This window comes from Fusicatenibacter sp., assembly GCF_050872605.1.
Lineage (GTDB): Bacteria > Bacillota > Clostridia > Lachnospirales > Lachnospiraceae > Fusicatenibacter.
Genome location: NZ_JBNMHD010000017.1, coordinates 1 through 25,769 on the forward strand (window position 1 = coordinate 1; position 25,769 = coordinate 25,769).

General features: G+C 48.9%; 20 protein-coding genes. 1 reads left to right on the plus strand and 19 read right to left on the minus strand.

Features of this window, described 5'->3' with window-relative positions:
- From ACY2VT_RS06835 to ACY2VT_RS06925, 19 genes are all read right to left on the minus strand, one after another.
- Positions 1–1,422 (minus strand): polyribonucleotide nucleotidyltransferase (locus ACY2VT_RS06835; RefSeq protein WP_461879371.1); only part of this gene is annotated, 1,422 nt, incomplete at its 3' end.
- Positions 1,423–1,631: 209 nt separating this feature from the next.
- Complete coding sequence (gene rpsO / locus ACY2VT_RS06840; protein WP_022462935.1) at positions 1,632–1,898, minus strand: 30S ribosomal protein S15; 267 nt, start codon at positions 1,896–1,898, stop codon at positions 1,632–1,634.
- A 144-nt stretch (positions 1,899–2,042) separates the two neighbouring features.
- Positions 2,043–2,999, minus strand: a complete 957-nt coding sequence (locus ACY2VT_RS06845; protein ID WP_461879372.1) for a bifunctional riboflavin kinase/FAD synthetase — start codon at positions 2,997–2,999, stop codon at positions 2,043–2,045.
- Positions 2,996–3,922, minus strand: a complete 927-nt coding sequence (gene truB / locus ACY2VT_RS06850; RefSeq protein WP_461879373.1) for a tRNA pseudouridine(55) synthase TruB — start codon at positions 3,920–3,922, stop codon at positions 2,996–2,998. The genes ACY2VT_RS06845 and truB overlap by 4 nt, the downstream gene beginning before the upstream one ends.
- Positions 3,923–3,993: 71 nt before the next feature.
- Positions 3,994–4,977 (minus strand): DHH family phosphoesterase, encoded by a 984-nt coding sequence (locus tag ACY2VT_RS06855; RefSeq protein ID WP_461873318.1) that lies wholly within the window; start codon positions 4,975–4,977, stop codon positions 3,994–3,996.
- A complete protein-coding gene (gene rbfA / locus ACY2VT_RS06860; protein WP_461873317.1) occupies positions 4,964–5,350 on the minus strand; it encodes a 30S ribosome-binding factor RbfA in 387 nt (128 codons plus the stop codon). The genes ACY2VT_RS06855 and rbfA overlap by 14 nt, the downstream gene beginning before the upstream one ends.
- A 15-nt stretch (positions 5,351–5,365) precedes the next feature.
- Positions 5,366–7,975 carry a translation initiation factor IF-2 gene (gene infB / locus ACY2VT_RS06865; RefSeq protein ID WP_461879401.1) on the minus strand — a complete coding sequence of 870 codons (2,610 nt, stop codon included), beginning with the start codon at positions 7,973–7,975 and terminating at the stop codon, positions 5,366–5,368.
- Positions 7,976–8,070: 95 nt separating this feature from the next.
- Entirely contained in the window at positions 8,071–8,382 is a 312-nt protein-coding gene (locus ACY2VT_RS06870; RefSeq protein WP_055221524.1) for a L7Ae/L30e/S12e/Gadd45 family ribosomal protein, read from the minus strand.
- The gene (rnpM, locus tag ACY2VT_RS06875) at positions 8,366–8,644 is read right to left on the minus strand and encodes an RNase P modulator RnpM (protein ID WP_461879374.1); all 279 of its coding nucleotides are present in this window, start codon (positions 8,642–8,644) and stop codon (positions 8,366–8,368) included. The genes ACY2VT_RS06870 and rnpM overlap by 17 nt, the downstream gene beginning before the upstream one ends.
- A 30-nt stretch (positions 8,645–8,674) precedes the next feature.
- Positions 8,675–9,859, minus strand: a complete 1,185-nt coding sequence (gene nusA / locus ACY2VT_RS06880) for a transcription termination factor NusA (RefSeq protein ID WP_461873316.1) — start codon at positions 9,857–9,859, stop codon at positions 8,675–8,677.
- Between the two features lie 31 nt (positions 9,860–9,890).
- Entirely contained in the window at positions 9,891–10,358 is a 468-nt protein-coding gene (locus ACY2VT_RS06885) for a ribosome maturation factor RimP (protein WP_461879375.1), read from the minus strand.
- Between the two features lie 166 nt (positions 10,359–10,524).
- On the minus strand, positions 10,525–11,397 hold the full coding sequence (locus tag ACY2VT_RS06890) for a mechanosensitive ion channel family protein (protein ID WP_461873315.1): 873 nt from the start codon (positions 11,395–11,397) through the stop codon (positions 10,525–10,527).
- Positions 11,398–11,400: 3 nt separating this feature from the next.
- Entirely contained in the window at positions 11,401–14,106 is a 2,706-nt protein-coding gene (glgB, locus tag ACY2VT_RS06895) for a 1,4-alpha-glucan branching protein GlgB (RefSeq protein WP_461879376.1), read from the minus strand.
- Positions 14,107–14,210: 104 nt separating this feature from the next.
- Entirely contained in the window at positions 14,211–15,446 is a 1,236-nt protein-coding gene (locus ACY2VT_RS06900; RefSeq protein ID WP_461879377.1) for a hypothetical protein, read from the minus strand.
- Between the two features lie 173 nt (positions 15,447–15,619).
- Positions 15,620–16,924, minus strand: a complete 1,305-nt coding sequence (locus ACY2VT_RS06905) for an ATP-binding cassette domain-containing protein (RefSeq protein WP_461873313.1) — start codon at positions 16,922–16,924, stop codon at positions 15,620–15,622.
- A 12-nt stretch (positions 16,925–16,936) separates the two neighbouring features.
- Positions 16,937–18,685, minus strand: a complete 1,749-nt coding sequence (gene oppD, locus ACY2VT_RS06910; RefSeq protein WP_461879378.1) for an oligopeptide ABC transporter ATP-binding protein OppD — start codon at positions 18,683–18,685, stop codon at positions 16,937–16,939.
- Positions 18,686–18,698: 13 nt separating this feature from the next.
- Complete coding sequence (locus tag ACY2VT_RS06915) at positions 18,699–19,667, minus strand: ABC transporter permease (RefSeq protein ID WP_461879379.1); 969 nt, start codon at positions 19,665–19,667, stop codon at positions 18,699–18,701.
- Between the two features lie 6 nt (positions 19,668–19,673).
- Entirely contained in the window at positions 19,674–21,245 is a 1,572-nt protein-coding gene (locus ACY2VT_RS06920; protein WP_461879380.1) for an ABC transporter permease, read from the minus strand.
- Between the two features lie 119 nt (positions 21,246–21,364).
- Positions 21,365–23,578, minus strand: coding sequence for an ABC transporter substrate-binding protein (locus ACY2VT_RS06925; RefSeq protein WP_461879381.1), 2,214 nt, complete (start codon positions 23,576–23,578; stop codon positions 21,365–21,367).
- Positions 23,579–24,254: 676 nt separating this feature from the next.
- Between ACY2VT_RS06925 and cysS the strand changes: the two genes are divergently transcribed.
- Positions 24,255–25,703, plus strand: a complete 1,449-nt coding sequence (cysS, locus tag ACY2VT_RS06930; protein WP_461879382.1) for a cysteine--tRNA ligase — start codon at positions 24,255–24,257, stop codon at positions 25,701–25,703.
- The last annotated feature ends 66 nt before the right edge of the window (positions 25,704–25,769 follow it).

Consider the following 25,769-nt stretch of genomic DNA (forward strand, 5'->3'; position numbering starts at 1 on the left):
ATCATCATCTATGTCACCTGTTACAAGACCACAGGAAATACCTGCAACCGGCTTCTTAATCGGTACACCGGCAGCCTCAAGAGACATGGTGGATGCACAGATACTTGCCTGGGAAGTAGAACCGTTGGACTCGAAGGTCTCGGATACGGTACGGATTGCGTACGGGAACTCCTCCTCGGTCGGAAGCACCGGAACAAGGGCACGTTCTGCCAGAGCTCCATGGCCGATCTCACGGCGTCCCGGTCCACGGGATGGTTTCGTCTCGCCTACAGAGTAGGACGGGAAGTTATACTGATGCATGTAACGTTTGGAGGTCTCGAACTCGTCCAGTCCGTCCAGCTTCTGAGCCTCGGAAAGCGGAGCCAGAGTTGTTACGTTGCAGATCTGAGTCTGTCCACGGGTGAACATAGCGGAACCATGAACACGCGGGATAATGTCAACCTCTGCTGCCAGAGGACGGATTTCTGTGATCGCACGGCCGTCCGGACGTTTGTGGTCTTTTAAGATCATCTTACGAACGGTCTTCTTCTGATACTGGTAAACAGCCTCGCCTAATACTGCCAGCCACTCTTCGTTGTCAGCAAATGCTTCCTCGAGTTTTTCGGTGATCACGCGGATGTTTTCTTCACGGGTCTGTTTGTCATCGCTGAAAACAGCCTCTTCCATCTCTGCCGGAGGAACGATCTCTTTGATTGCTGCAAACAGCTCTTCCGGAATCGCGCAGCTCTCATAAGCGTGTTTCGGTTTTCCAACCTCTGCTACAATGCTGTCGATGAATTTGATGATTTCCTGGTTTACTTCGTGTGCTTTGTAGATCGCCTCGATCATTTTTGCTTCCGGAATCTCTTTTGCTCCGGCTTCAATCATGATGACTTTCTCTCTGGTGGAAGCTACGGTCAGTTTCAGGTCAGATACGGCTTTCTGTGCGAGAGTCGGGTTTACGATGAACTCGCCGTCGATCATGCCGATCTGGGTCATGGCACACGGGCCGTCAAACGGGATGTCGGAAATGCAGGTTGCGATTGCGGAACCCAGCATTGCGACTACTTCCGGATCACACTCCGGATCTACGGACATTACCATGTTGTTTAAGGTAACATCGTTACGGTAATCCTTCGGGAACAGCGGACGCATCGGACGGTCGATGACACGGCTGGTCAGAATTGCGTGCTCGCTTGCTTTTCCTTCTCTTTTGTTGAATCCGCCCGGGATTTTTCCAACGGCGTACATCTTCTCTTCGTACTCAACGCTTAATGGGAAGAAGTCGATGCCGTCACGCGGTTTCTCAGATGCGGTTGCTGTAGAAAGAACTACAGTATCGCCATAATGCATAAATGCTGCGCCGTTTGCCTGTTTTGCTACACGGCCTACGTCTACGGTCAGGGTTCTGCCTGCCAGTTCCATAGAAAAACTCTTGTACATAAATAATCTCCTTTTTTTCTTCTGAGCAGAATTTCCGAAACAACTGAAAAGCACACCGGAATACGGACAGGATACAGCTTTTCAATGTGTTTTTCAGTGGTCTCGGATAAAATTCCTGCGCCCAGAATGGCTCCATGTCGTTTGCTGTTTTTGATCTTACAAGCAAAGAAACGGGCGGAAAATGTATCCCGCCCGTTGTTCCAAGCTGATTATTTTCTGATTCCTAACTTCTCGATTAAAGCACGGTATCTTTCAATATCAGTTTTCTTTAAGTAGTCAAGCAGACCACGTCTCTGACCAACCATTTTCAGAAGACCTCTTCTGGAGTGATGATCTTTGTGGTGAACTTTCAGATGCTCAGTGAGCTCCTCGATTCTTGCGGTAAGAACAGCTACCTGTACTTCCGGTGATCCTGTATCTCCCTCAGTTCTTGCATACTCTTTGATGATTGCCTGTTTTTTTTCTTTCGAAATCATTTTAAATTCCTCCTGTTATTTTGATTGCACCGCTGACTAAGAAGTGGTCGGAGTGTCCTGCCTCTGAATCAGGGTCCGGGGATCTTTTTTGTCCCACATACTCGATTAGTATAGCATACGCTTTTCGAATTGTAAATACTAAAATCAGATGTTTTCGCGATGAATTTTCACGTAGTTACAGTTCTTTTCTACATATTTTTTTCCTGCCGCAACATCATGGTCGAGCTGGTTTTTCAGCGCTTCAATCGAAGCAAATCTCTGCTCCGGGCGCAGGAATTTTAACAGAGAAACCTCTGCCTGTTTTCCATAGAGATCCTCGCTGCAGTCAAAAAGATTCGTCTCCACGCCGGTAAATTTCTCCTGTACCGTCGGCTTGACGCCGATGTTCGTGATGCCGTAATAGATCTTTCCTTCGATTTTCACCTCGGAAACGTAGACGCCGAACGGCGGCAGCAGCTGTTCCGCCGGCGGGATCTGATTGATTGTCGGCACGCCGATCGTTCTGCCGAGTGCATGGCCATGGACAATCTCACCGTGAACGGCGTAATCGTAGCCGAGCAGACCGCTCACGGCTTCCATATTGCCCTGTTCCAGCTCTTCCCGTGCCCAGGTGCTGCTGATCTCGCGGCCGTTTTCCTCTGCTTTTTCGATGATCTCGGTTTCAAAACCAAGGGACGGGCCCATTTCTTTCAGCATTTCGGCTGTGCCGCTTCTCTTGTAGCCAAAACCGAAATCCTTTCCCACAACAACTTTTTTCGCGTGCAGCTTATCCACCAGAATCTCTTTGATAAAGGCTTCCGGCGTCATGCGCATCACTTCATCCACAAACGGGCATTCCACAAGGCAGTCCATGCCAAGCTGTTCGAGGCGGGCTCTTCTCTCCTCATTCGTCAGCAGCTGATGCGGCCTGACATGCTGCACTTTCGACTGCGGCGGCACGTCAAACGTAAACACAACCGTTTCCAGTCCTTCCGTTCTGCCGATTGCAAGGACACGGCGGATCAGAAGCATATGCCCCCGGTGGAGGCCGTCAAATTTTCCCAGGGTTACAACGCTGTCCCCTCTGCTGTCAAAATCCAGTGTTTTTGTTAGATATCTCATGTTCTCTCCAGAAATAACTTGACCGGTCTGGTTAAGTTTTGTGATGGTCTGTATTGATAAATGCCGACAAACGTTCCGTCATCGAGATAAAGGCGGAACTCCTCGTCTTCTGCGAAGTCCCCGCCGGAAGCAGTTTCCCCGGTTTCGCGGATCTGCGCCGGTTTCAGCGGATTTCCGTTTTCCGCAAGCTTTTTCGCATGATCGTCCGCTGTCGCAAAGCTGCGCAGCGCGGCAAACATTTCATCGACCGGTACGAGGATCTCCGAAAAGCGGCCCTCACCGACAATCGCTGCGATCTCGTCAAGCGTGTGCGCTCCGTTTCGGTCAAACTGGCCGACTCTCGTGCGGATCAGCTGCTCCATACATCCGTGGCAGCCCAGTTTTTCGCCGATATCGTGGCACAGGGTGCGGATATACGTTCCCTTCGAACACGTTACCTCCATGCGGACCAGCGGAAGCTTCACTTCCAGAATGTTGATCTCGTAAAAGTGCACCGTACGGGCCTTCCGCTCGATCTCGATGCCTTCCCGCGCCAGCTCATAGAGCTTCTTTCCATTCACCTTCAGCGCGGAATACATCGGCGGCACCTGCTGCTGCTCCCCGACAAACGAGTCGATGCAGGTGCACACCTCTTCTTCCGTCACGGTCACCGGGGCTTCTGCTGTCACGGTTCCGCTCATATCCTGTGTATCCGTTGCGATTCCAAGGTGAAGCAGTGCTTCATACGTCTTCGTCTCATCAGTCAGCATATCGCAGAGACGCGTTCCCTTTCCAAGGCAGACCGGAAGCACGCCCGTCGCATCCGGGTCGAGGGTTCCGGTGTGGCCGATTTTTTTCTGGTGCAGGATGCCGCGCAGCTTCGCAACCACGTCATGCGACGTAAATCCCGCCTCTTTCCATACGTTCAGAACTCCGTTTATCATGTTGTTTTGTCTCCCTCTTTTTCACAAGAAAACCGGGCGTGGATGTATTTTCTCGCCCGGCTGTTTCCTGTTTATGCTTCTTCCTCTGTCGTCTCTTCTTCCTCTTCTGCAAGAAGCTGTTTTTCGATATACAGAGTCAGATTGTTGATTACATCATACGGAGAACCTGACATCGTGCAGCCAGCCGCACGGATATGGCCGCCGCCGCCGAATACGGCTGCGATTTTACTCACATCAACCAGCTCGTCGGAGCGAAGGCTTACTTTGAAGACCTGCGGCTCCAGCTCATACAGGAAGATCGCTACGTGAACGCCTTCTGTATTTTTTAACTGGCTGACAATGCCGTCCATATCTCCCGTTGTCAGGCCATAGAAGTCCATGACCTTTTTCCGCACGATACCGACGATGCACTGCTTGTCGAGAAGCATGATGCTTTCTGTCAGCGTGCGTCCCATAATCTGGTTCTGTACGTATGTTTTCTTGAAGAATGCATCCTCGATGATTCTGGTAAACGGAACTCCCTTTTCCATCAGAGCGGCCGCAACCCGCATCGTGTGCGGAGAGGTGCTGCTGTACTGGAATACACCGGAATCGGTCACAATACCGGTGTACAGCGCCTCGGCGCACGGCTCGGAGATCTTTTCTTCCTCCAGAAGACCGAACAGCACCTCGCAGGCAGAGCTTGCATCCGGCTCGACGTGATTGATTTCGCAATATTCTGTATTTGTCACATGGTGATCGATGCAGACTGTTCTGCCCGCTTTTGCAAGAAGCGGTGCGGCAACGCCGATGCGGTCCTCGCTGGATACATCCAGAAGAACCACAAGGTCGTACGCTTTCTCTTCACAGCTTGTCTTTACCTCAGAAAAGCCCGGCAGATAGGAAAATTCCGGCCGTGGATCCTCAAGATAGACATCTGCCTGAATCTCCGGCCGATTGTCGCGAAGATACTGGTATAATCCCAGGCAGGAACCGATGCAGTCACCGTCCGGACGAACGTGTCCGGCAATGGCCATACAGGAGACTCCGTTTAGAATTTCATCAATTTTCTTCATTTTCCTCATCCTTTTTGTCTTCTTTGTGTGTTACTTCATCAATCAGTTTCGACATCGTAACGCCATATTCAATCGACTCATCCAGGACAAAGGTCAGCTCCGGCGTATTGCGGAGGTTAATGGTCTTGGCCAGCATACGGCGGATGAAGCCCTCCGCGCTCTTTAAGCCGCGGATGGTTTCTTTCTTCGCCTCCTCATCGCCAAATACACTGATATATACTTTACACGTCTTCAGATCCGGCGCTACCTCTGCCGCTGTGACAGAGGTCATCATTCCGATGCGCGGATCCTTGATCTCGTTCCGGATGATATTGGAAAGCTCTTTCTGTACTTCCCCGTTGATCCTGGTGTTTTTAATACTGTTTTTTCTCAACTTAATTCCTCATTTCTATCTCGGCACTTCTACCATGATATAGGCCTCGACCTGATCGAACTCCTGAAGATCGTTGAATCCTTCAAATACAAGACCGCACTCATAGCCGGAGCGCACTTCTTTGACATCGTCTTTGAAACGTTTGAGGGATGCCAGATTTCCTTCGAAGATCTGGTTTCCTTCGCGGCTGATCCGAACTTTGCAGCCTCTCTGGAACGTTCCGTCCAGTACATAGCTTCCGGCGATTGTTCCGACACCGGATGCCTTGAAGAGCTGACGTACCTCGGCATGGCCGATGACTTTCTCTTCGTAAACCGGCTCGAGCATACCCTTCATGGCTGCCTCAACATCCTCAATTGCCTGGTAGATGACACGGTACAGACGGATGTCTACGCCGTTCTGCTCTGCCATGGATTTTGCGTTCGCATCCGGGCGTACGTTAAATCCGATAATGATGGCGGAAGATGCGGTTGCCAGCATAACGTCGGACTCGTTGATCGCACCGACACCTCCGTGGATGACGCGTACGGCAACTTCCTCGTTGGAGAGTTTGACAAGACTCTGTTTTACTGCCTCGACAGATCCCTGTACATCGGCTTTGACAACGAGTGCCAGTTCTTTTAAGTTACCCTCCTGGATCTGGTTGAACAGATCATCCAGGGACATCTTCGCTTTTGTCTCCTCAAGCAGGTTCTTCTTGTTCTCTGCCACAAAGGTTGCTGCGAAGTTCTTTGCTTCTTTATCGTTATCGGTCTGAACGAGGATCTCTCCTGCGTTCGGAACATCGGAAAGTCCGAGGATCTCAACCGGAGTAGACGGGCCTGCCTCCTTGACGCGGCGTCCCTTATCATCCATCATCGCACGGACTTTACCGGAGCATGCGCCTGCTGCGATGTAATCGCCGACATGCAGGGTACCTTTCTGTACCAGAATGGTAGCAACCGGTCCTTTTCCTTTGTCAAGCTCAGCCTCGATGACAAGACCTCTTGCTTTTCGGTTCGGGTTTGCTTTCAGCTCGAGCACTTCGGAAGTCAGAAGGATCATCTCAAGCAGATCGTCGATACCTTCGTTGTTCTTTGCAGATACCGGAACGAATACGGTGCTTCCGCCCCAGTCCTCCGGAATCAGTTCGTACTCGGAGAGCTCCTGTTTTACACGCTCTACGTTTGCGCCTGGTTTATCGATCTTATTGATCGCAACGATGATCTCAACGCCGGCTGCTTTTGCATGGTTGATTGCCTCAACGGTCTGCGGCATCACACCGTCGTCTGCTGCGACAACGAGGATGGCGATATCCGTTGCATTGGCTCCACGCATACGCATAGCGGTGAATGCCTCATGTCCCGGGGTATCGAGGAACGTAATCTTCTGTTTGTTGATCGAAACGGTGTATGCACCGATGTGCTGGGTAATACCGCCAGCCTCGCGGTCGGTGACATGGGTGTTCCGGATGCAGTCCAGAAGAGATGTTTTACCGTGGTCAACGTGTCCCATAACGCAGACTACCGGCGGACGCGGAACCATGTCTTTTTCATCCTCTTCGTCCTCTTTTAAGAGCTCTTCGATCACATCGACTTTCTCTTCCGGCTCAGCGATAATGTTATAATCAAGCGCGATTTCCTGTGCTTTTTCGAAATCGATCTCATGGTTTACGGTAACCATCGTTCCTTCCATGAACAGTTTCTTTACGATGACTGCCGGCTGCATTTTCATCTTCTCAGCCAGCTCGCGGATGGTCATTTTCTCCGGCAGGGTAATCTCCTTTACCTCGTCCTTCGGTGCTTCCTGTTTCGGTTTGTTGACCGGTTTCTGGAGCGCTTTCGGGAGTCTGGACTGCTGATGATGTCCCTGGTTCGGACGGTTTCCGCCTCTTCCTCTGTCTTCACTGAATTTATTTTCTCTTAAAGAATCTTTGTTTTTGTCTTTTTCTTTTCTTCCTGTATCACGGCCTGGCTTCTTGATGCCAAGGCTCATTGTATCGCCTGCAGAGCTCTTATGCTCGGTTCTGCGGCGGTCTCCTCCCGGACGGCGGTTCTGATTCTGGGAATCATCATCCTTTCCTGCGAACGGTCTTCCGCCATTATTTCCCGGTCTGCCTCCGTTTGGACGTGCGGAACGCTCACCGAATGGTCTTCCGCTTCTCTCACCGTTTCCACTTCTTCCGCCGTTATTGCGGTCTCCGAACGGACGGTCTCCGCTGCGGTTCGGGCGGTCTCCATTGTTTCCGCCGAAGCGGCGTTCTCCCTGCGGACGGTCTCCGCTGCGGTTCGGGCGGTCTCCGTTATTGTTGAAGCGGCGCTCTCCCTGCGGACGGTCTCCATTGCGGTTCGGACGGTCTCCGTTATTGTTGAAACGGCGCTCTCCCTGCGGACGGTCTCCATTGCGGTTCGGACGATCTCCATTTCCGCCGTTTCCGTTTCCACGGTTCGGACGGTCCTCGCTTCTTCCGTTTCCATTGCGGTTTCCTTCCGGACGGCCGTTTCCGCGGGACGGACGGTCTTTTTTCTGTCCCTGGTTCTTTGTGAACTCTTTTGCTTCTTTACTTGTTGCGTTCTGCGGACGCACAACGGAAATAATTTTCTTTTTCTTCGGTTTTGCCTGCTCTTCCGGCTTCTTCATTTCCATATTTTCTGTATCTTTCTTTTCCAATGATCTTCTCTCCTCTTTCTGCGGTTTTCGTGTTTCCTGCATCCATCCACCGACCTTTCCGGCCTTACGCCTTACGCTTCTGCCAACAATGCTGCTATTTTTTCTGCAAAATGCGCTTCACATACGGCAAGGGAAGAACGGTATTCTCTTCCGATGGCTCTTCCAAGCTGCTCTTTGTCCCCAAAAAGAATGCATGGCACTTTATAGTATGCACACATATTGCGAAATTTCTTCTGTGTATTGGCCGACGCCGTTTCCGCCAGAATGACAAGGTATGCGCTGCCGCTCTTTACGGCCTGCTCGGTCGCAAATTCGCCGCTCGATACCTTACCCGCCTTCATGGCAAGGCCCAGCATGGATAATCCTTTACTTTGACTGTTCAATCTTCGCAAATGCCTCCTTTAACTGCTCATAAACCTCTGATGGAATTTCTGCCTTCATAGAACGGGAAAGTCCTTTGTTTTTCATTGCTTTCCCCAGGCATTCCAGAGAGCAGACATAAGCACCGCGTCCGTTCATTCTTCCGGTTGTATCCGGAACAATCGTTCCTTCAGTGGTTTTCACCACGCGGATCATTTCTTTTTTGTTTTTCATTTCATTGCAGCCAATGCATTTACGCAGCGGCACTTTACGAACTGTACTCAAATGCTCATCCCGCCTTTGTTTTTATTTTAATTACTCTTCGTCTCCGGCTTCCTCTGCTGTTTCCACATCATTCTCGTCGAAGTCTTCTTCTGCAGAGATGATTTCCTCCTCTGCTGCGGACTCATCGTAATTGTCCTCTTCCTCGTATTCCTCTTCTTCTACGTAGTCAAAGTCTCCTGCCTCGCGTGCCTGGGTCTCGCTCTTGATGTCGATCTTGAATCCGGTCAGACGTGCAGCAAGTCTTGCGTTCTGTCCCTCTTTACCGATGGCAAGGGAAAGCTGGTAATCCGGAACGATAACCTTTGCGGTCTTCTCATCCGGGTCTGCCATAACGGAGATAACTTTTGCCGGGCTCAGTGCGTTCTCGATCAGGAGCGCCGGGTTCTCATCCCATGTGATGATATCGATCTTCTCGCCGTTCAGCTCGTTGACAACCGCGTTGACACGGCTTCCGTTCATACCGACGCATGCGCCGACTGCATCAACGTTCGGATCGTTGGACCATACTGCCATTTTCGTACGGCTTCCTGCCTCACGGGCGATGCTCTTGATCTCTACAATGCCTTCTGCAACCTCGGAAACCTCAGATTCAAAGAGACGTTTTACGAGTTCCGGATGGGTACGGGATACCATGACTTTCGGTCCCTTAGTTGTATTCTTTACTTCCAGAACGTATACTTTCACACGCTGGGTCGGCTCAAATTTCTCGCCTTTGACCTGCTCGTTCTCGGTCAGCAGAGCGTCTACTTTTCCGAGGTTGATGCTGACGTTGCGTCCTACATAGCGCTGTACCACACCGGTAACCACATCGTGCTCTTTCTCGAAGTACTGATCAAACAGAACTTTACGCTCTTCCTCACGGATCTTCTGAAGAATGACGTTTTTGGCATTCTGGGTTGCAATACGGCCGAACTCTTTGGATTTGATCTCTACCGGAACGATATCGCCGAGTTCATAGCGGGAGTCTGCACGTTTTGCATCGGAAAGGGCGATCTCCATGATCGGATCCTGTACCAGATCAACAACGGTTTTCTCTGCTACGACTTTGAAATCACCAGTCTGGGCGTTAATGCTTACCTTTACATTATCTGCTTTGCCAAAATGGTTTTTACAGGCCTGGATCAGCGACTGCTCGATTGCTTCCAGCAGCGTATCTTTGCTGATATTCTTCTCTTTCTCAAGAACTTCAAGGGCCTCCATTAATTCTGTATTCATTTTTCTCTTTTCCTCCTGTATCTGCGTCTGTTTAGAAATCAAATGCTAAACGGATCAATGCAATATCGCTTTTCTGGAATACGCGTTCGTTGCCGTCTTCCTCCAAAATGGTCACACTGTTATCATCATATGCGGTGAGTATTCCGTAAAATTCCCGGTTTCTCTCGATCGCACGGTATGTCCGGATTTCCAGCTCTTTTCCCATGCTTCTCTTGTAGTCCTTCTCTTTTTTCAACGGACGTCCAAGACCCGGAGAGCTGACCTCCATGATATAGGCGTCATCGATAAAGTCCTCTGCGTCCAGCCGGTCAGAAAATGCACGGCTGACGATTTCGCAGTCATCCACGGTGATTCCGCCTTCTTTGTCGATGTAAGCACGCAGGTACCAGGTACCGCCCTCTTTGACATACTCCACATCCACCAGTTCAAAACCATTGGCTTCTACAATCGGAGTGATCAGTTCTTCTGCCTTCTGTTCGTATTCTTCTCTTCTGCTCAAATCCTCACCACCTTTTTGATTCAGGGAAACTTCCGAAAAATTCTTTCATTTCCCTGTACACAAGAAAGAGTGGACGAAATCGTCCACTCCTTAACAGTCACTTATTAACAGTTCTACTATAGCACCTTTTCCGTGCAATTGCAAGGGTTAATTTTCAAAACATCCTTTATTTATCGCCTTTTCCGGCTTTTTTGTTCGCCGGTTCCGGGCAGATGTGGACATCGAGCTGGTTATACGGGATGGAAATTCCCGCCGCGTCAAACTCTTCTTTGATGCGCTCATTCATTTTCCATTTGACCGGCCAGTAATTTTCCGTTGCGACCCAGGCGCGCAGACCGACCGTGATCGCGCTCTCGCCCAGCTCATCTACGAAAAACTGCTGCTCCTCCGACTGAAAATGCGGCTCCTCCTCAACGAGGCGGCGCAGGATGTCCTTCGCTTTTCTGATATCGGACTCATAGGAAATGCCGACTTTGATCTCCAGCTTTCTGCGGTCCATTGCCGTCACGTTGATGATGGTGTGATTCGTAAGATTGGCGTTCGGGATCATGATGGTACGGTTGTCGATGCTGTTGATTGTCGTGTAATACATCTCAATCTTTTTGACCGTTCCCTCCTGGCCTTCGCCCGGGAAGATAATGTAGTCACCGACTTTAAATGGCTTCAGCAGAAGAATCATCACGCCGCCTGCAAAGTTCGAGAGGCCGCCCTGCAGTGCCAGGGATACGGCAACGCCGGCGGAGGCGATGGCTGCCGCGATCGACGCTTCGGATACGATGCCGAGCTGAACGATAATCGTCAGCACCAGCAGAGCGTTCAGGCTGTATTTCACCAGGGAAACGGTGAAACTGATCACCGCCTCCTCCATTTGAAAACGCCGCATGTTTTTCCGGATCAGCCCGCAGAGCCACAGGATCAGTTTCCGTGCAATCAGAAGAAGGATTACTGCAAACACGATCTTCAGCACCAGATCGGCAGCTGAGGAGACTTTGTTGATCCAGTATTCATAGACGCGTTCTGCCGCTGTCAGATTCACCATGTGTTATTTCTCCTCTGTCTCGAATTTTCTCTGCAGCTCCTCGCCGAGTTTGCTCATACCTGTGCTTTTTTTCGTTTTTGTCTCTGGTTTTGCCTCTGATTTTGCTTCCGACTTGGTTTCCGGCTTTGTAGCCGGTTTCTTTTCCGGATCGGCGGCTGCGCGGTATTTTTCCACGGCTTTTGCTGCCTCTGCCGCTGCGGATTTTCCGACTTTCACCAGCTTGTCCACCGTCTGCTCTACCGTTTTCACCGGTTTACTGTCGATCGCCTGCTTTACGGCTTTCTCGACCTTCTCTGTCGCAGTCGTGGTTCCCTGCTTTTTCTCTGCGGTTTTGGCCGTTTTTTCCGATACCTTTTTCTCTGCTTTTTGGGCAGTCTTTGTTGTTTTCTTTGCTTTTACTGCTTCTTCCGTTTTTCCAGCCGGTTTTCTCTTCTTTCCGGTTTTCTTCTCTGCTGCCGCTTTTGCTGCAGTTTTTGCCTTTGCGCTCTTATTGCTTGCAGCGCCTGTCTCCGGCTTCGTATAAGAAAATATCTGAACGGAAAGCGGTGCGAGTTTCACGGTAATCGAGTTTTTCCGCTCGTCGCACTCTGTTTTTTTCGACATTTTCACGCGTGGATTTCCGACGCCTGTTCCGCCATAAGCTTCTGCATCGCTGTTGAACATCTCTTTGTACTTTCCCGGATACGGCACACCAATGCGGAAATCATCGTACTCGACATTCGAGAAGTTGCATACGACAAGCAGCGTATCTTCTTTCTTCTTTGTTCTGCGAAGGAAGATCAGAAGATTCTTCTCCCACTCCATGCCATTGATCCACTCAAAGCCCTCCGGCTTTTCATCCAGCTGATACAATGCCGGATTTGCTTTGTAGAATGCATGAAGTGCCGCCATATAGTTCTTTAACTGCAGATGTTCCTTGTCCTCAAGAAGCTCCCAGGACAGGGACTGTTTCTCATTCCACTCTTTTTCCTGTCCGAATTCCTGTCCCATAAACAAAAGCTTCTTTCCGGGATGCACCATCTGATAAGCGTACGCCAGACGAAGATTTGCCATTTTCTGCTCCGGTGTACCCGGCATTTTGGTATACATGGATCCCTTCAGATGAACCACTTCATCGTGCGACAGACTCAGCATGAATTTCTCCGAGTATGCATATACCATAGAAAAAGTCAGCTGATCGTGATGTGCCCCGCGGTATACCGGATCGTTTTTCATATATTCCGTAAAATCATTCATCCAGCCCATGTTCCACTTGTAGTCGAAGCCAAGGCCTTCGTCATCGAGGTCTCCCGTCACCTTCGGCCATGCGGTCGATTCCTCTGCGATAAGAAGCGCATCCGGGAACTCTTTTTTGAAGATGGAGTTCAGATGTTTTAAAAATTCGATCGCCTCAAGGTTCTCATTTCCGCCGTAGATATTTGCGACCCACTCCCCGTCCTGCTTGCCATAATCAAGATACAGCATCGATGCAACCGCATCCATACGGATTCCGTCGGCATGGTACTCTTTTGCCCAGAAAAGAGCATTGGCAATCAGGAAGTTCTTTACTTCCGGTCTTCCGTAATTGTAAATCAGCGTGCCCCAGTGCGGATGTGATCCCTGTCTCGGATCGAAATGCTCGTACAGACACGTTCCGTCAAACGCAGAAAGTCCGAAGGTATCGCGCGGGAAGTGTGCCGGTACCCAGTCGAGAATAACACCTATGTCGTTCTGGTGCATTGTATCCATAAAATAGCGGAAGTCATCCGGCGTTCCGTAACGTGCTGTCGGTGCGTAATAGCCCGTTACCTGATAACCCCAGGATTCATCGAGCGGATGCTCCATCACCGGCATCAGCTCAACATGGGTGTAGCCGAGCTCTTTCACGTAAGAAGCCAGCATCGGAGCGATCTCACGGTAGTTATAAAATTCACGGCCATCGTCCGGTTTTTTCCAGGAGCCAAGATGCACTTCATAAACAGAGATCGGCGCTTTGTCGCTCTGTGCGACGCCACGCTTTTTCATCCAGTTTTCGTCCTGCCATTCATATTTTCCAAGATCAAACACAACACTCGCATTGTTCGGACGCAGCTGTGCTGCATTCGCGTACGGATCCGATTTCAGATACGTCAGACCGCCCTTTGCCTTGATTTCGTATTTATAGATGTCGCCCGCGCGGACACCAGGGATAAAGAGTTCATAGATCCCGGACTCCAGAAGATTCATCTGATATGCTCTTCCGTCCCAGTTATTGAAATTTCCGACAACGCTGACACGGATCGCATTCGGTGCCCAGACAGCGAAGTAAACGCCGCTGATCCCATCAATTTTGACCGGGTGTGCACCCAGCTTCTCATAGATGGAATAGCAGATGCCGTTTTCAAACTGTTTCTGTTCCTGCTCGGTGAACTGCATCGGGTAGGCGTATGGATCGTAATGCTCCATCTGGTTTCCGTCGCCATCCCAGTAGATCAGCGTATAAGACGGAATTTTCTTTCCCGGAAGCAGCACAGCGAAAAATCCTGCCTCATCCTCGCAGACCATCTCGGTCTGTTTTCCGTCAGGGATCGTATGTACGGCTGCGCGGGTTGCCCCGGGGAAAAACGCCTGAATCAAAATACCATCCTCCGTTACACGTGGTCCCAGGATGTCTCTTGGATGATTTTCCTCGGAATAGACCACGGCTTCTATTTCCGCCCAATCCATATAATCGTATAATTTTTCTTCCATTTTCAAAATTATAACCCCTCCTTTTTTTCTGTCTTCAACTAACAAATCCTGTTTTTATTCTACCATTTCAACTGCAATTGTACAATGCAAATCTGGTTTGTTTTTTATTCATTTCCTACGATTACGGCAAGATCTTCATCTGTCGTCTGAATCTCATCGTTCTCAAACCAGATACTGTAAATGTTCTGTGAAGTCAGTGTTTCCAGGGACTCCCTGGAAAGCGATTCGGCCTGATAATCAGAAAATGCTGCAAGCAGCGTATCGGCACAGCCATATTCACCGGAATAGGCGATCAGTTCGGATGCTGCTGTGTGGTCTTTTCCGTCCGCCGCGCTAAGATACGGCGTGCGCATCGTTCCGTCCTGATACTGGTAATAGCGGTACGTATCCGGGCTGCCCGCCTGGTAAGCGTGGAAAAATACGATGCTTTTCGGTCCTTCGTACGTCATCGTTCCATGTGACTGAATTTCATTCCCGGAAAGATGATACAGCGGGTACTGGTACTCTTTTTCCCCTGTTTCATCGAGACAGCGCACAAATCCGTCCTTGCTGGAAATAATGCCGAGCTGATAGCCCCCGCCGCGGATCGTGTCCGCCAGATAGTCAATCAAAAAAGCATTTTTCATCCAGAAATAGTCGAGATACGCCGTGTAGCCCATCTCTGCGGCGTATGCCTGATACGCATCCGACACATGCAGGCAGACCTGGTTTTCTCCCGGGAATTCCAGGGAAATGTCATCCGGGTTCTGCGCAAAGGCTGCGACCGCTGCCGCTTCCTCTGCCGCATCATCATCCTTCTCCGGATCGAACTGTGCTGCGACCGCATCATCATTGCTCATGCAGAGATTTTCCAGTGACGCGTACAGCGGTCCCAGATAGATTTCCCGGCAGTTGGCATCGGATACTTTTTTCAGGGCATCGTACAAAACCGGATCTACCGTCATCACTTCGTTTGGATGCTGGTTGATATCGTACAGGTTTGTCACATCATCGAAACTCTCGTCGATATTGAAAAGCCGGTAGCCCTTCACCGCCGCATCGGTATAAATCAGCGAGAGTGCCTTTGCCTCCCCGCCTGCAGAAACGCCGCCTGCGCCGACATTATATTTCAGCGTGAAATCCTCGCTGCAGTTCAGCTCCGCGCCCGCCTTTACGCTGATTTCGCGCCAGCCGGAATCGCCGCACAGAAAATTCATAAAACCATACACCAGAAAACCGGATCCGATCGCCAGAAGCAGTACCACAAGCACGATGCGCCGTCCGACATTCTTTTCGGAGAGCTGAACTTTCTGCACCGGCTTCGGCCGCCGTCTGTTTGGATCTTTTACTGTTCTTCCCATTCTTTTACTCCTCTTTCATTCTAATTTCCTTTTCTGCTGTGATTTATTGTCCCAAAAAACACATCGCCCGTCAAGTAAAATCGGACAGGAAAGTTCAACGAAGCCTCCTGTAAATCAAAAAAGCGGCACCGGAACCTTTTTCTGGTTCCGGGCCACTTTTTCTTTCCTGTCCACTATAGGGCAACTAAAATCAATGCAATGATAAAGATCAGGAGAATCACGGCAAGTACGGCAAATCCGTACAGCGCACCCTGCTTGCATGCTTTGTAGTTGTGATAGTATTGTTTCTTTTTGTATACCATTGCTGCGATGATACCGATGATCGGGAAGAAGAATGACAGAACTTTGTACCAGATACTTCCGGTATCGTGAACCGGAGTTTTCAGGAATTCGTCTTCCGCCTTGGAAAGATGAACCTCGTGGTTCTCCTCTTTTACTTCCTCGCCAGGCTTTCGGATAGTGATCGGCTGCAGCGGCTCTCCCTTTTCACGGAGTGCCTTGTACTCTTCGATCTCTTTTTTATTTCCATATACAAAGTGGTTGTGTCCGATATCCACGAATTCCGGTTTGTCCACGGAATAATCATGGATGGACGGGTCGTAGGTGTACAGCACCTTATTCTTCTCGAGCTGCGGATCCGGAATCGGAATCGCAGAAATCAGAGAATGCGTGTATGGGTGCAGCGGGAAGTTAAACAGCTCCTCTGCATCCGCAACCTCTACGATATTTCCTTTGTAGATAACACCGATACGGTCGGAAATGAACCGAACGATGGAAAGGTCATGGGCGATAAACAGGTAAGTAACCTGTTTTTCTCTCTGGAATTTCTTCAGCAGATTGAGGACCTGGGCACGGATCGATACGTCCAGTGCGGAGATCGGCTCATCGGCTACAACCAGCTCCGGCTCCATAACCATGGCGCGGGCCAGACCGATACGCTGGCGCTGGCCGCCGGAGAACTCATGTGGGTAACGGGTCAGGTGCTCCGGCAGAAGACCAACTTCGTTGATCATGTTCTCTACCTTTTTCACACGGTCTGCCTCGTTCTCGTACAGATGGAAGTTGTAAAGACCCTCGGATACGATGTAATCGACCGTCGCACGCTCATTTAACGATGCGGCAGGATCCTGGAATACCATCTGAATGTTTCGGATAACCTCCCGGTCCAGGGAATGCGGAATCTTACCGGAAATTTTAACGCCCTTATACAGAATCTCTCCTGCGGAACACGGATTGACACGAATGACCGCACGGCCAATCGTTGTCTTTCCGGAACCGGACTCGCCTACGAGGGAGAAGGTCTCTCCCTTGTAGATGTCAAAAGAAGCATTTTTTACCGCTTTGACTGCGTCATCGCCCTTGCCGAAAGTGATATCTACATTTTTTACCTGCAGTAAGATTTCTCTTCCGTTTTCGTCAATCGGACCATGCTCCGGCAGATGCGAAACAGTGGTCTTGCTTTCCTGCTTTGTAGACACTTTCAAACTCTCCTATAAGTTGTATGCTTTTAATAATTTTTCGTGAATATTCTGAATTGCCTCCGGCTTCTCCGTCTTCGGTGCTCTCGGATCCAGCAGCCAGGTTTTGGCGTAATGGGTATCCGTTACTTTGAACATCGGCGGCTCTTCCAGCGTGTCGATTTTCAGACAGTACTGGTTACGCGGCGCGAACGGGTCTCCGATAATCTTGTTGTACAGAGACGGCGGAGTACCGGTAATCGAGAACAGCTTTGTATTCCTCTCCGCAAGCTGCGGCAGGGAAGAAAGCAGTGCCCAGGTGTACGGATGGCGCGGATCGTAGAACAGCTCTTCTACGTTCGCAAACTCGATGATCTGTCCTGCGTACAGAACGGCAACACGGTCTGCGATATTCGCTACGACACCAAGGTCGTGGGTAATAAACACGATGGTGTAGTTATACTCTTTCTGAAGATTCTTGATCAGCTTCAGGATCTGTGCCTGAATCGTAACGTCCAGCGCAGTTGTCGGCTCATCGCAGATCAGGATCTTCGGACGGCAGGAAAGTGCAATCGCAATAACGATACGCTGTCTCATACCGCCGGAATACTGGAACGGATAATCATCGAAACGCTGCTCTGCGTTCGGAATACCAACCTTTTCCATCAGCTCAAGCGCCTGTGCTCTTGCTTCCACCTCACTGACATGCTGATGCTTCATGATAACAGAAGTGATCTGTTTTCCGATTGTGATGATCGGGTTCAGGGAAGTCATCGGATCCTGGAATACCGTTGCAATTTTCTTACCGCGGATCTGTCCCCAGTCATTCGGATCCTGGATTTTTGCCAGGTTAATGATACAGGTTCCATGAAGCCGCTCCGGTGTTTCATCCAGATAGCGCACACGGAAAGTCGCCTGGTCGAAAACGCCGTTTCGTTTCTGCTCATCGTTCAGATCCACACCGCGCTCCATTGCAGCTTTGAATGCTTCGTGCAGCTTTTTGATCATGCGAACCTTTTTGCGCAGTTTGTAACGTCCAACGGAAAGATAGATCTCTTTGGCAAGAATCTCGTTTCTCTTTCTCGTCTCGTCCGTAATTTCTTTTGCTGTCAGGCCGGCGTACTCTTTTTTGTACTCTGCCATCTTTGCATCATATGCCTGATTGTAGGCCGTATCGTTCATGGCAGCCTGTTTGTGAGCCTTGATTTTTTCTTCTTTTGCTTTCTGCAGAGCCTTGATCTCGCCGTCCAGTCTGGAAATCTCGGCGGATGTCTCTTTGACCTTCGCTTTTTCTTTGGAAGTATCGAGTGTCTGCTTGTAGTTGAAAAGTTCGGTTCTCTTTCCTACGAGTTCCTTGATTTCAGCATCTGCTTTCTCACGCTCTTCCTCGCTCAGTGTCATTTTTTCTTCTTTTTCCTGCTCCAGCGCTTTCATTTTCAGGAATACTTCTGCGCCGTATTCCAGTTTGGAATACTCATTCAGTTTCTCCCAGGTGGATGCGATGGTCTTTTTCGCATAAGAGTTCAGCGGCACAACGGTATCGCTCAGCTCGGCATCGTTAAAAAGAATATCTCCCTGATCGATGAAACCGTTGCTGTCCAGCATGCCCGCAAACGCTTTTGTGAATACGGACTTACCGGCACCGGATTCTCCTACGATAGCAATGGACTCATTCTCGTAAATATCCAGCGTTACGCCCCGGATTGCCGTCAGGATACGGCCGCGGACACGGAATTTTACCTGTAAGTCCTTAATCGATAATAATACTTTTTTATCTTCCATGCGGCTTTCCTTCCTACATATGTGTTCTCGGGTCGGACGCATCTCCAAGGTTCTGTCCAACTACATACAATACTACGGTGATGATTGAAGCGACAACAACCGGGCTCCAGAACTCGAATCCCCATCCCGGTGTCAGCATGGCACCCTCAGCCTCATAGATCAGTCTTCCCAGAGACATGTCAGAAAGACCCATACCGATGTAAGCCAGGAACACCTCGTAAGAGATGTAGGACGGAATCTCAGTTGCCGCCAGAGTAACAATGACAGATGTCATAAACGGGAGAATATTCTTCATCGCAATACGGAAAATAGAGGTTCCGAGACATTTTGATGCCAGATTATACTCTCTGTCACGGATGATAACGACCTGCGTACGGATAAAGTACGCGATGGCAAGCCATCCGGTAACGGTCAGTGCAAATACCATGGTCCAGAAGCTCGGAGAAAAGATAAGCACCAGGACGGAGATCAGAAGTACATACGGAATATTTCCGATGATATTGTAAACTTCCATCATGAAGACATCAACTTTCTTCGAGAATCCCCAGATGGATCCGACAATAACACCAACGGAAAGGTTGATGAGCGCACAGATAAATGCCAGGGAAACAGAAATTCTGGAACCGAACCAGACAGCGTCAAAGGTTGACTGTCCGGAAGCACCGGATCCTAAAATCCAGTGGATGTTGAATCCAAGCTGGCGGAGTGCTTTGCTTGGAGACAGATGTTTCGTTGCGCCGTTCATCAGATTGGCGAAACGGTCGTACTCCACAAAGAGCGGATACACATACGTCATCAGCAGAATCACACCCAGGAGGCAAAGTACGGCAATATTGATTTTTTTCTTAAAAAATACGCGGAACACGGAATGCCAGTAGGAATATCTCGGAGCCGTAATTTTCTCAGACTCCAAACTGCTGTTATCTACAGGAGAAAACAGTTCTTCCTCAGACAGACCGAATTTATCTAAATCATAATTCATAAGTCCCTACCTGTCTTTCGTTGAGAATGAGATTCGCGGATCTACCATGGACATTAAAACATCGCCCAGGATGATGGAAATAACGGAGAGCACTGCGTAGAACAGTGTAACACCTACGATAACACCATTGTCATACTTGCTGATTGCTTCGGTCAGCAGATTACCGGCACCAGGTACTACGTACACACGCTCGGTGATGATGGCTCCGGTCAGTGCGAACAGCACGCTCGCCGGAACGCCCTGCACGATCGGAATCGCTGCGTTCTTCAAAATGTGTTTCGTAAAGATTTCTCCCTCTGTCAGACCACCGGATCTTGCGAATTTTACGTAATCGGAGTTCATCTGGTCGATCATGTATCGACGCAGCCATTTCATCAGGTTTGCCACCTGCGGCAGAGCCAGGGAAACGATCGGCAGAATGTACATCAGCTTGCTCTTCGAATCCATGTCAAAGGTGGTTGGCAGACCCATTTTTCCTCCGATTGCCTTAAACAGGAAGATATAGGCCAGTGAAGGTACTGCTATGATGAATACAATATAGATGGTTCCAAGCTGGTCAACCAGTTTGTCTTTCTTTCTCGCCATCAGAATGCCAAGCGGCACTGCGATGAGATAGGAAAGAATTACGGCAATGATACCGATTACAAAGGAATAGCCGATTTTTGATTTACCACTCTTAATTGTATCCACGTTGGTATAGTCATCTGTGAATCGATCGGAATGAACAGCGCTTGCATCCTGAGATTCGCTCATATACGTTGCGCTGTGCAAATCGTCTGCACTGTATTCCACCAGACCGCTTGGGTAGGTAATCTCCGATTTTACGTAGGATCCCTGCGCGCGGGTCATGGTCAGTGCTACATCCACACCCTCATTTACGGAATAGGACTTTCCTAAATTTATGGTGATTATATTCTGATGGAAGTATGGGAATTTTGAGTCAAAGTACATCAGGTACTTGTGTGTTGTGCCATTTCCCATGATGGCCGGTGAAAATTTCTTTCCCCCATATACCGGATCGTGTAAGGTAAATGTAATCCCCCTCTTACCTTCTACCTTTGCAGCATCGTGAATGCTGTCGATGTCAATCAAACCGGAAAAATATTTTCCGAGACGCGTTGCAAGCGGAATATCCTTGTACGCAAACAGCTGCTGCTGTCCGCCGTTGGCATATTTTTTCTTGCCCATCATGATCGCGTCGTATCTTCTTACGGTGTAACCTTTTGCTTTATAATAAGCTGTAAATTCCTTTACATATTCAGATACCAGTTCTGAATCCTGGTCTTTCGTTCTTCCGAATGCTACTGCTTTGGATCTTGTATCCTCGTCAATTTCGCCTTTTGCCTTGAGAGCGTTCAAATAATCTGCATAGGTTACATAGTCAAGATATCCGTATGTCTCCCACTTCTGATATTTGTACACCTTTTTCTGGTTATTGCTCTGATGGGAATAGGTGGTGTCCTGTGCGAAAATCAGATTTCGGTCCATCAGAGAATAGATCATAGTCATAACGCATCCAACGACAATTACTACGGAAACAAGGCCATGCAACAAACGCTTAAAAAGATATTTTGTCATATTCTCTCATTCCTTAACACAATATGACAGGGGAATGGCTTTTTTTGTCCCCATCCCCCTGCCGGTTTATTCATTGGCTTTCAACTGTTCTGGTCTTTCCAATTTTTACTTTTTCAAAATTAGAAGATACCGAAACATTTGGTCATGTATCCTTCGTAGTCCGGAAGCATGGTATCCAGGTAAGAGCATGGATCACCAAAGTCTGGACCCCATCCGGAGACATCGTATACGTCGTAGTTTGCTTCATAACCATAGTTTGCATAGTATCCTGCATAGTACCATCCATCCAGGTCTACGGCATCAACCAGATTGATCACAACTTTTCCGCCAAGGGCAGCCTCTACTGATTTCTTGTAGGAGTTTGCTTTGTTGGTGTAAACTTCCACTGCAGACGGATATGGATACTCAATCTGGATCGGGTTGCTCTCATCGATGGTGATACCGTCTTCTGCAAGCTCCTCGATTGCGGTATTCAGTTCTTCTACTGCGTTTTCCGGATTGTACCATCCATCAAAACCATCGCTGGTCTTGTTTTCGGCATCCCATACTTTGATCTTCACGCCGTCAGCGTCGATCTGTTTCTGTACGATTTCACCATAGTAGGTGCCTGCCGGGAAGGTTGTGTCGGTTCCGTTGATCTGAATGGTAGTGTCTTTTGACAGGCTTACGAAATATCCCGGGGTAAAGGTATTTCTAAGGGAAGTATATTTCAGATCCTCGCCAACCTGCTGCGCATTGTAAGCGCCGCGATCTGCCGCAAAGCTGATCGCTCTTCTGAAGTGAACGTTCTGCAGCGCTTTGTTCGTTCTCTGGATTTCTTCGTCAGACTTTGTAGTCTTTGCTGTTGTTCCGTCGTTGGCATTTGCAGTCGCAGTACGGTTGATATTGTAGAATCCCATGAAGGAAGTAGCGTCGGTATCTGAAACTACTGCGTACTGGTCGTACAGACCTTCGGATTTTGCTGTCTCCATGGTGGAGGTGTTCAGGTTTACATAGTCAACGGTACCTGCTTTTGCATCTGTGTACATTTTGGTAACATCAGACTGGTCATTGAACAGCCAGGTCAGGGTTTTAATGTTTACGTTGTCTTTGTTCCAGTAAGAATCACTCAGTTTAAATACGATGGTATTTTTGGCTGTAGCGTTCGTTACCAGGTACGGTCCGCAGTATGCGATCGAGTTGGAATCTTTTCCGTACTGATAATCTGCTGCGGAGGAATCATACTCAGCACCAAATTTACCGCCCTGGGACTGATAGTAGCTTCTGCTCATCGGCATGAAGATGGTGTAACCGAGCATGGTCTCGAAGTAGCTGCATGGCTCCTCCAGTGTGTACTCTACGGTATAATCATCTACTGCTTTCACACCAACCTCGTCGAAATCGGTAATTTCGCCGCTGATGTACTGGGATACGTTTTTAATCACGCCCTGTACCAGATATTCCAGACCGCCCTGTGCATCACACATGTGCTGCATTCCGGCCACGAAGTCATCTGCTTTTACAGTATCCACTTCACGTCCCTGGGAATCGGTCCATTTTACATCTTTACGAAGGTGGAAGGTATAGGTCAGTCCGTCATCAGATACTTCATAGGATTCTGCCAGTGCCGGCTGCAGAGTTCCCTCTACATCGTACTCCATCAGTCCGTCATAGGTATTGATGATCGCATCGGTATCTGCCGCACGGGAAGTTGCAAGTCCGTCCCATGTTACCGGATCGCTCGCATACGGCATGGAGAAGCTGTCTTTTAAGGTGTAGCCTTTTCCTGCCAGATATTCTTTTACCCAGCTCTCATAGGTTCCTGTTCCTTTGAGCTCATCCCATTTTGCTCTCATCTCGTTGTAATCTTCTGTTTTGATAAAGTCAGTTGTTACAACATACTGATGATAACGGTCCTGATCGCTTCCCCAAAGGGTATAGTCCTTGGTGCGCGGAGCCATTCTGTACATAGCGTACATACCACCTTTGGAGGTGAGCGGGTACATCATGGCGGACTCCATCAGTTTTCCTTCGGCAACTGCCATCAGGGCATATCTCTCATCCACCGTTTCTGCTTCCTTTGCAGTAGCAAGTGCATCGTTGAAATCGCCCAGTGCCTCGTTATAGAGCTCTGTGCTGGTCTCATCGTATCCTTCCGGCATTTCGGATTCCTCTGCCTCGGCTTCACTCTCACTGCTTGCAGATGCGCTTGCATCACTTTCGGAAGACGCGCTGCTGCTTACGCTTACACTCTCATCTGCCGGATCAGAACTTCCGCTGCCGGAATTTCCGCAGGCAACCAGGCTTGCAGTCATACTCATAACAAGTAATGCGCTTACAATTTTTCTTTTCATAATTCTTCCTAACTCCTTTCATGGATTCGCGTTGTTTTTGCATCATCCGGACATTTGCCGGGACGGCTTCGCCATTCCACCGTTTTTCATTTTGGCACTTTACCACATCAAAACGAAGAGTACAAAAAGGAGATGCGTCCAACAAGATTTGTTTTCTTCATCCCTCATGCCCGTACATTTGTCCGTTTGTCCAAAAACAACTGCGTTCATTATAACCAGAACTCTCTCCATTTGTCAATATCCGATGCAGGAGAAAAGTGTATAAACTGCATTTAAAGTAATCAAAATCCTCTATTTTCCTCTTTTTGGGTATTGTTCTGATGCCGTTTTTCTATTTTCCTGTATTCTTTGGTTTTATAACGGCAAAAAGATTACACAAAGAATCGTTTCTTTCCATTTGCGTTCTGCAGCACTGTCTTTTTATTTCTGAAAAATGTGTTTCTTCTTATTAAATGCGTTTTACTTTTTGTCTTCGACAGTCTCCGGACTATTGACAGCAAAAAAAAATCCTGCTAATATTAATTTTAATAAGGAACCAGTGCAGTACACGGAAAACAGGCACCGCACGCGGCGTCTCTGATATCCTTGTCGGATACAGCAGACGCTTTTTTGCTTTCTTGTGTATCATCACTTCTGCATCCGTATCCGCACGAAAAGAAAAAAGGAGACTTCTTTTATGTATCTTTATAATTCTGCAACCCATAAAAAAGCTGAATTCCAGACACACACACCGGGCCGTGTAGAAATGTACACCTGCGGACCTACCGTTTATCATTTTGCGCACATTGGAAACCTGCGCAGTTATATTATGGAGGACGTTCTTGAAAAGGCACTCCGCTATGAAGGCTACGACGTCAACCGTGTCATGAACATTACCGACGTCGGCCATTTAAGCTCCGATGCGGACACCGGTGAGGACAAGATGGTCAAAGGTGCCAAGCGCGAGCATAAAACAGTTATGGAAATCGCACAGTATTACACCGATGCATTCTTTGCGGATTGCAAAAAGCTGAACATCAAGCGCCCGGATGTCGTACAGCCGGCGACGGGATGCATTGACGAATATATTAAAATCATTGAAAAACTGATGGACACCGGCTACGCTTACTTTGCCGGCGGAAATGTTTACTTTGACACCAGCCGTCTTGACCACTACTATGTGTTCAACGATCACGACGAGGATGATCTTGCCGTTGGTGTCCGCGAGGGCGTAGAGGAAGATACCAACAAACGCAACAAAAACGATTTCGTTCTCTGGTTTACCAAATCAAAATTCGAGAATCAGGCGCTCAAATGGGATTCTCCATGGGGCGTTGGCTATCCGGGATGGCACATCGAGTGCTCCGGTATCTCCATGAAGTACAACGGCGAATACCTCGACCTGCACTGCGGCGGCGTGGACAATGCCTTCCCGCACCACACCAACGAGATCGCACAGTCTGAGAGCTACCTTGGCCATGCATGGTGCCCGCAGTGGTTCCATGTACATCACCTGAATACATCGACCGGAAAAATGTCGAAATCAAAAGGTGAGTTTCTGACGGTTTCTCTTCTGGAAGAAAAAGGCTACGATCCGCTCGTTTACCGTTTCTTCTGCCTGCAGTCCCATTACCGCAAGGCGCTTGTATTTACCTGGGAGAACCTGGACAACGCAAAAATCGCCTACGACAAGCTGATCGCCCGTATCGCCGCTTTAAATCCGGAGAACGGATCCGTCGATGAAGCTTCCATGAGTGCTTTAAAAGAAAAATTCCAGAAAGCACTCGATGCCGACCTCAATACTTCGCTTGCCATCACAACGCTGTATGATGTCTTAAAGGCAGACATGAACGACGCAACGAAGCTGGCTCTTCTCGACAATTTCGATCAGGTGCTCGGTCTTGCACTTCTCTCCCATGCAGAAGCAAAGAGAAAAGAGGCCGCAAAGACAACTTCTGCTTCCACTGCATCCGGTTATCAGATTACCGGCGAGGGAGATCCGGAAATTGATGCACTCGTTTTAAAACGGTATGAAGCGAAAAAAGCGAAAAACTTTGCGGAGGCAGATAAGATCCGTGACGATCTGAAAGCTCAGGGCATCGAAGTTGCCGATGTGCGCGGCGGTGCCGTCTGGAAACGAATCTGAAAATTTTTTCGTAACCATACATTACAGGCAAAGAGAACTGCCCCAGGGCAGTTCTCTTTTTTGTGC

Excerpts from the sequence above, each read along its gene's own strand:
- ACY2VT_RS06920 (WP_461879380.1), bottom strand. The coding sequence starts at position 21,245 with ATGACAAAATATCTTTTTAAGCGTTTGTTGCATGGCCTTGTTTCCGTA.
- rpsO (WP_022462935.1), bottom strand. The coding sequence starts at position 1,898 with ATGATTTCGAAAGAAAAAAAACAGGCAATCATCAAAGAGTATGCAAGA.
- truB (WP_461879373.1), bottom strand. The coding sequence starts at position 3,922 with ATGATAAACGGAGTTCTGAACGTATGGAAAGAGGCGGGATTTACGTCG.
- ACY2VT_RS06900 (WP_461879377.1), bottom strand. The coding sequence starts at position 15,446 with ATGGGAAGAACAGTAAAAGATCCAAACAGACGGCGGCCGAAGCCGGTG.
- ACY2VT_RS06855 (WP_461873318.1), bottom strand. The coding sequence starts at position 4,977 with ATGAAGAAAATTGATGAAATTCTAAACGGAGTCTCCTGTATGGCCATT.
- ACY2VT_RS06925 (WP_461879381.1), bottom strand. The coding sequence starts at position 23,578 with ATGAAAAGAAAAATTGTAAGCGCATTACTTGTTATGAGTATGACTGCA.
- glgB (WP_461879376.1), bottom strand. The coding sequence starts at position 14,106 with ATGGAAGAAAAATTATACGATTATATGGATTGGGCGGAAATAGAAGCC.
- cysS (WP_461879382.1), top strand. The coding sequence starts at position 24,255 with ATGTATCTTTATAATTCTGCAACCCATAAAAAAGCTGAATTCCAGACA.
- ACY2VT_RS06890 (WP_461873315.1), bottom strand. The coding sequence starts at position 11,397 with ATGGTGAATCTGACAGCGGCAGAACGCGTCTATGAATACTGGATCAAC.
- ACY2VT_RS06845 (WP_461879372.1), bottom strand. The coding sequence starts at position 2,999 with ATGAGATATCTAACAAAAACACTGGATTTTGACAGCAGAGGGGACAGC.
- nusA (WP_461873316.1), bottom strand. The coding sequence starts at position 9,859 with ATGAATACAGAATTAATGGAGGCCCTTGAAGTTCTTGAGAAAGAGAAG.
- oppD (WP_461879378.1), bottom strand. The coding sequence starts at position 18,685 with ATGGAAGATAAAAAAGTATTATTATCGATTAAGGACTTACAGGTAAAA.
- ACY2VT_RS06915 (WP_461879379.1), bottom strand. The coding sequence starts at position 19,667 with ATGAATTATGATTTAGATAAATTCGGTCTGTCTGAGGAAGAACTGTTT.
- infB (WP_461879401.1), bottom strand. The coding sequence starts at position 7,975 with ATGGAAATGAAGAAGCCGGAAGAGCAGGCAAAACCGAAGAAAAAGAAA.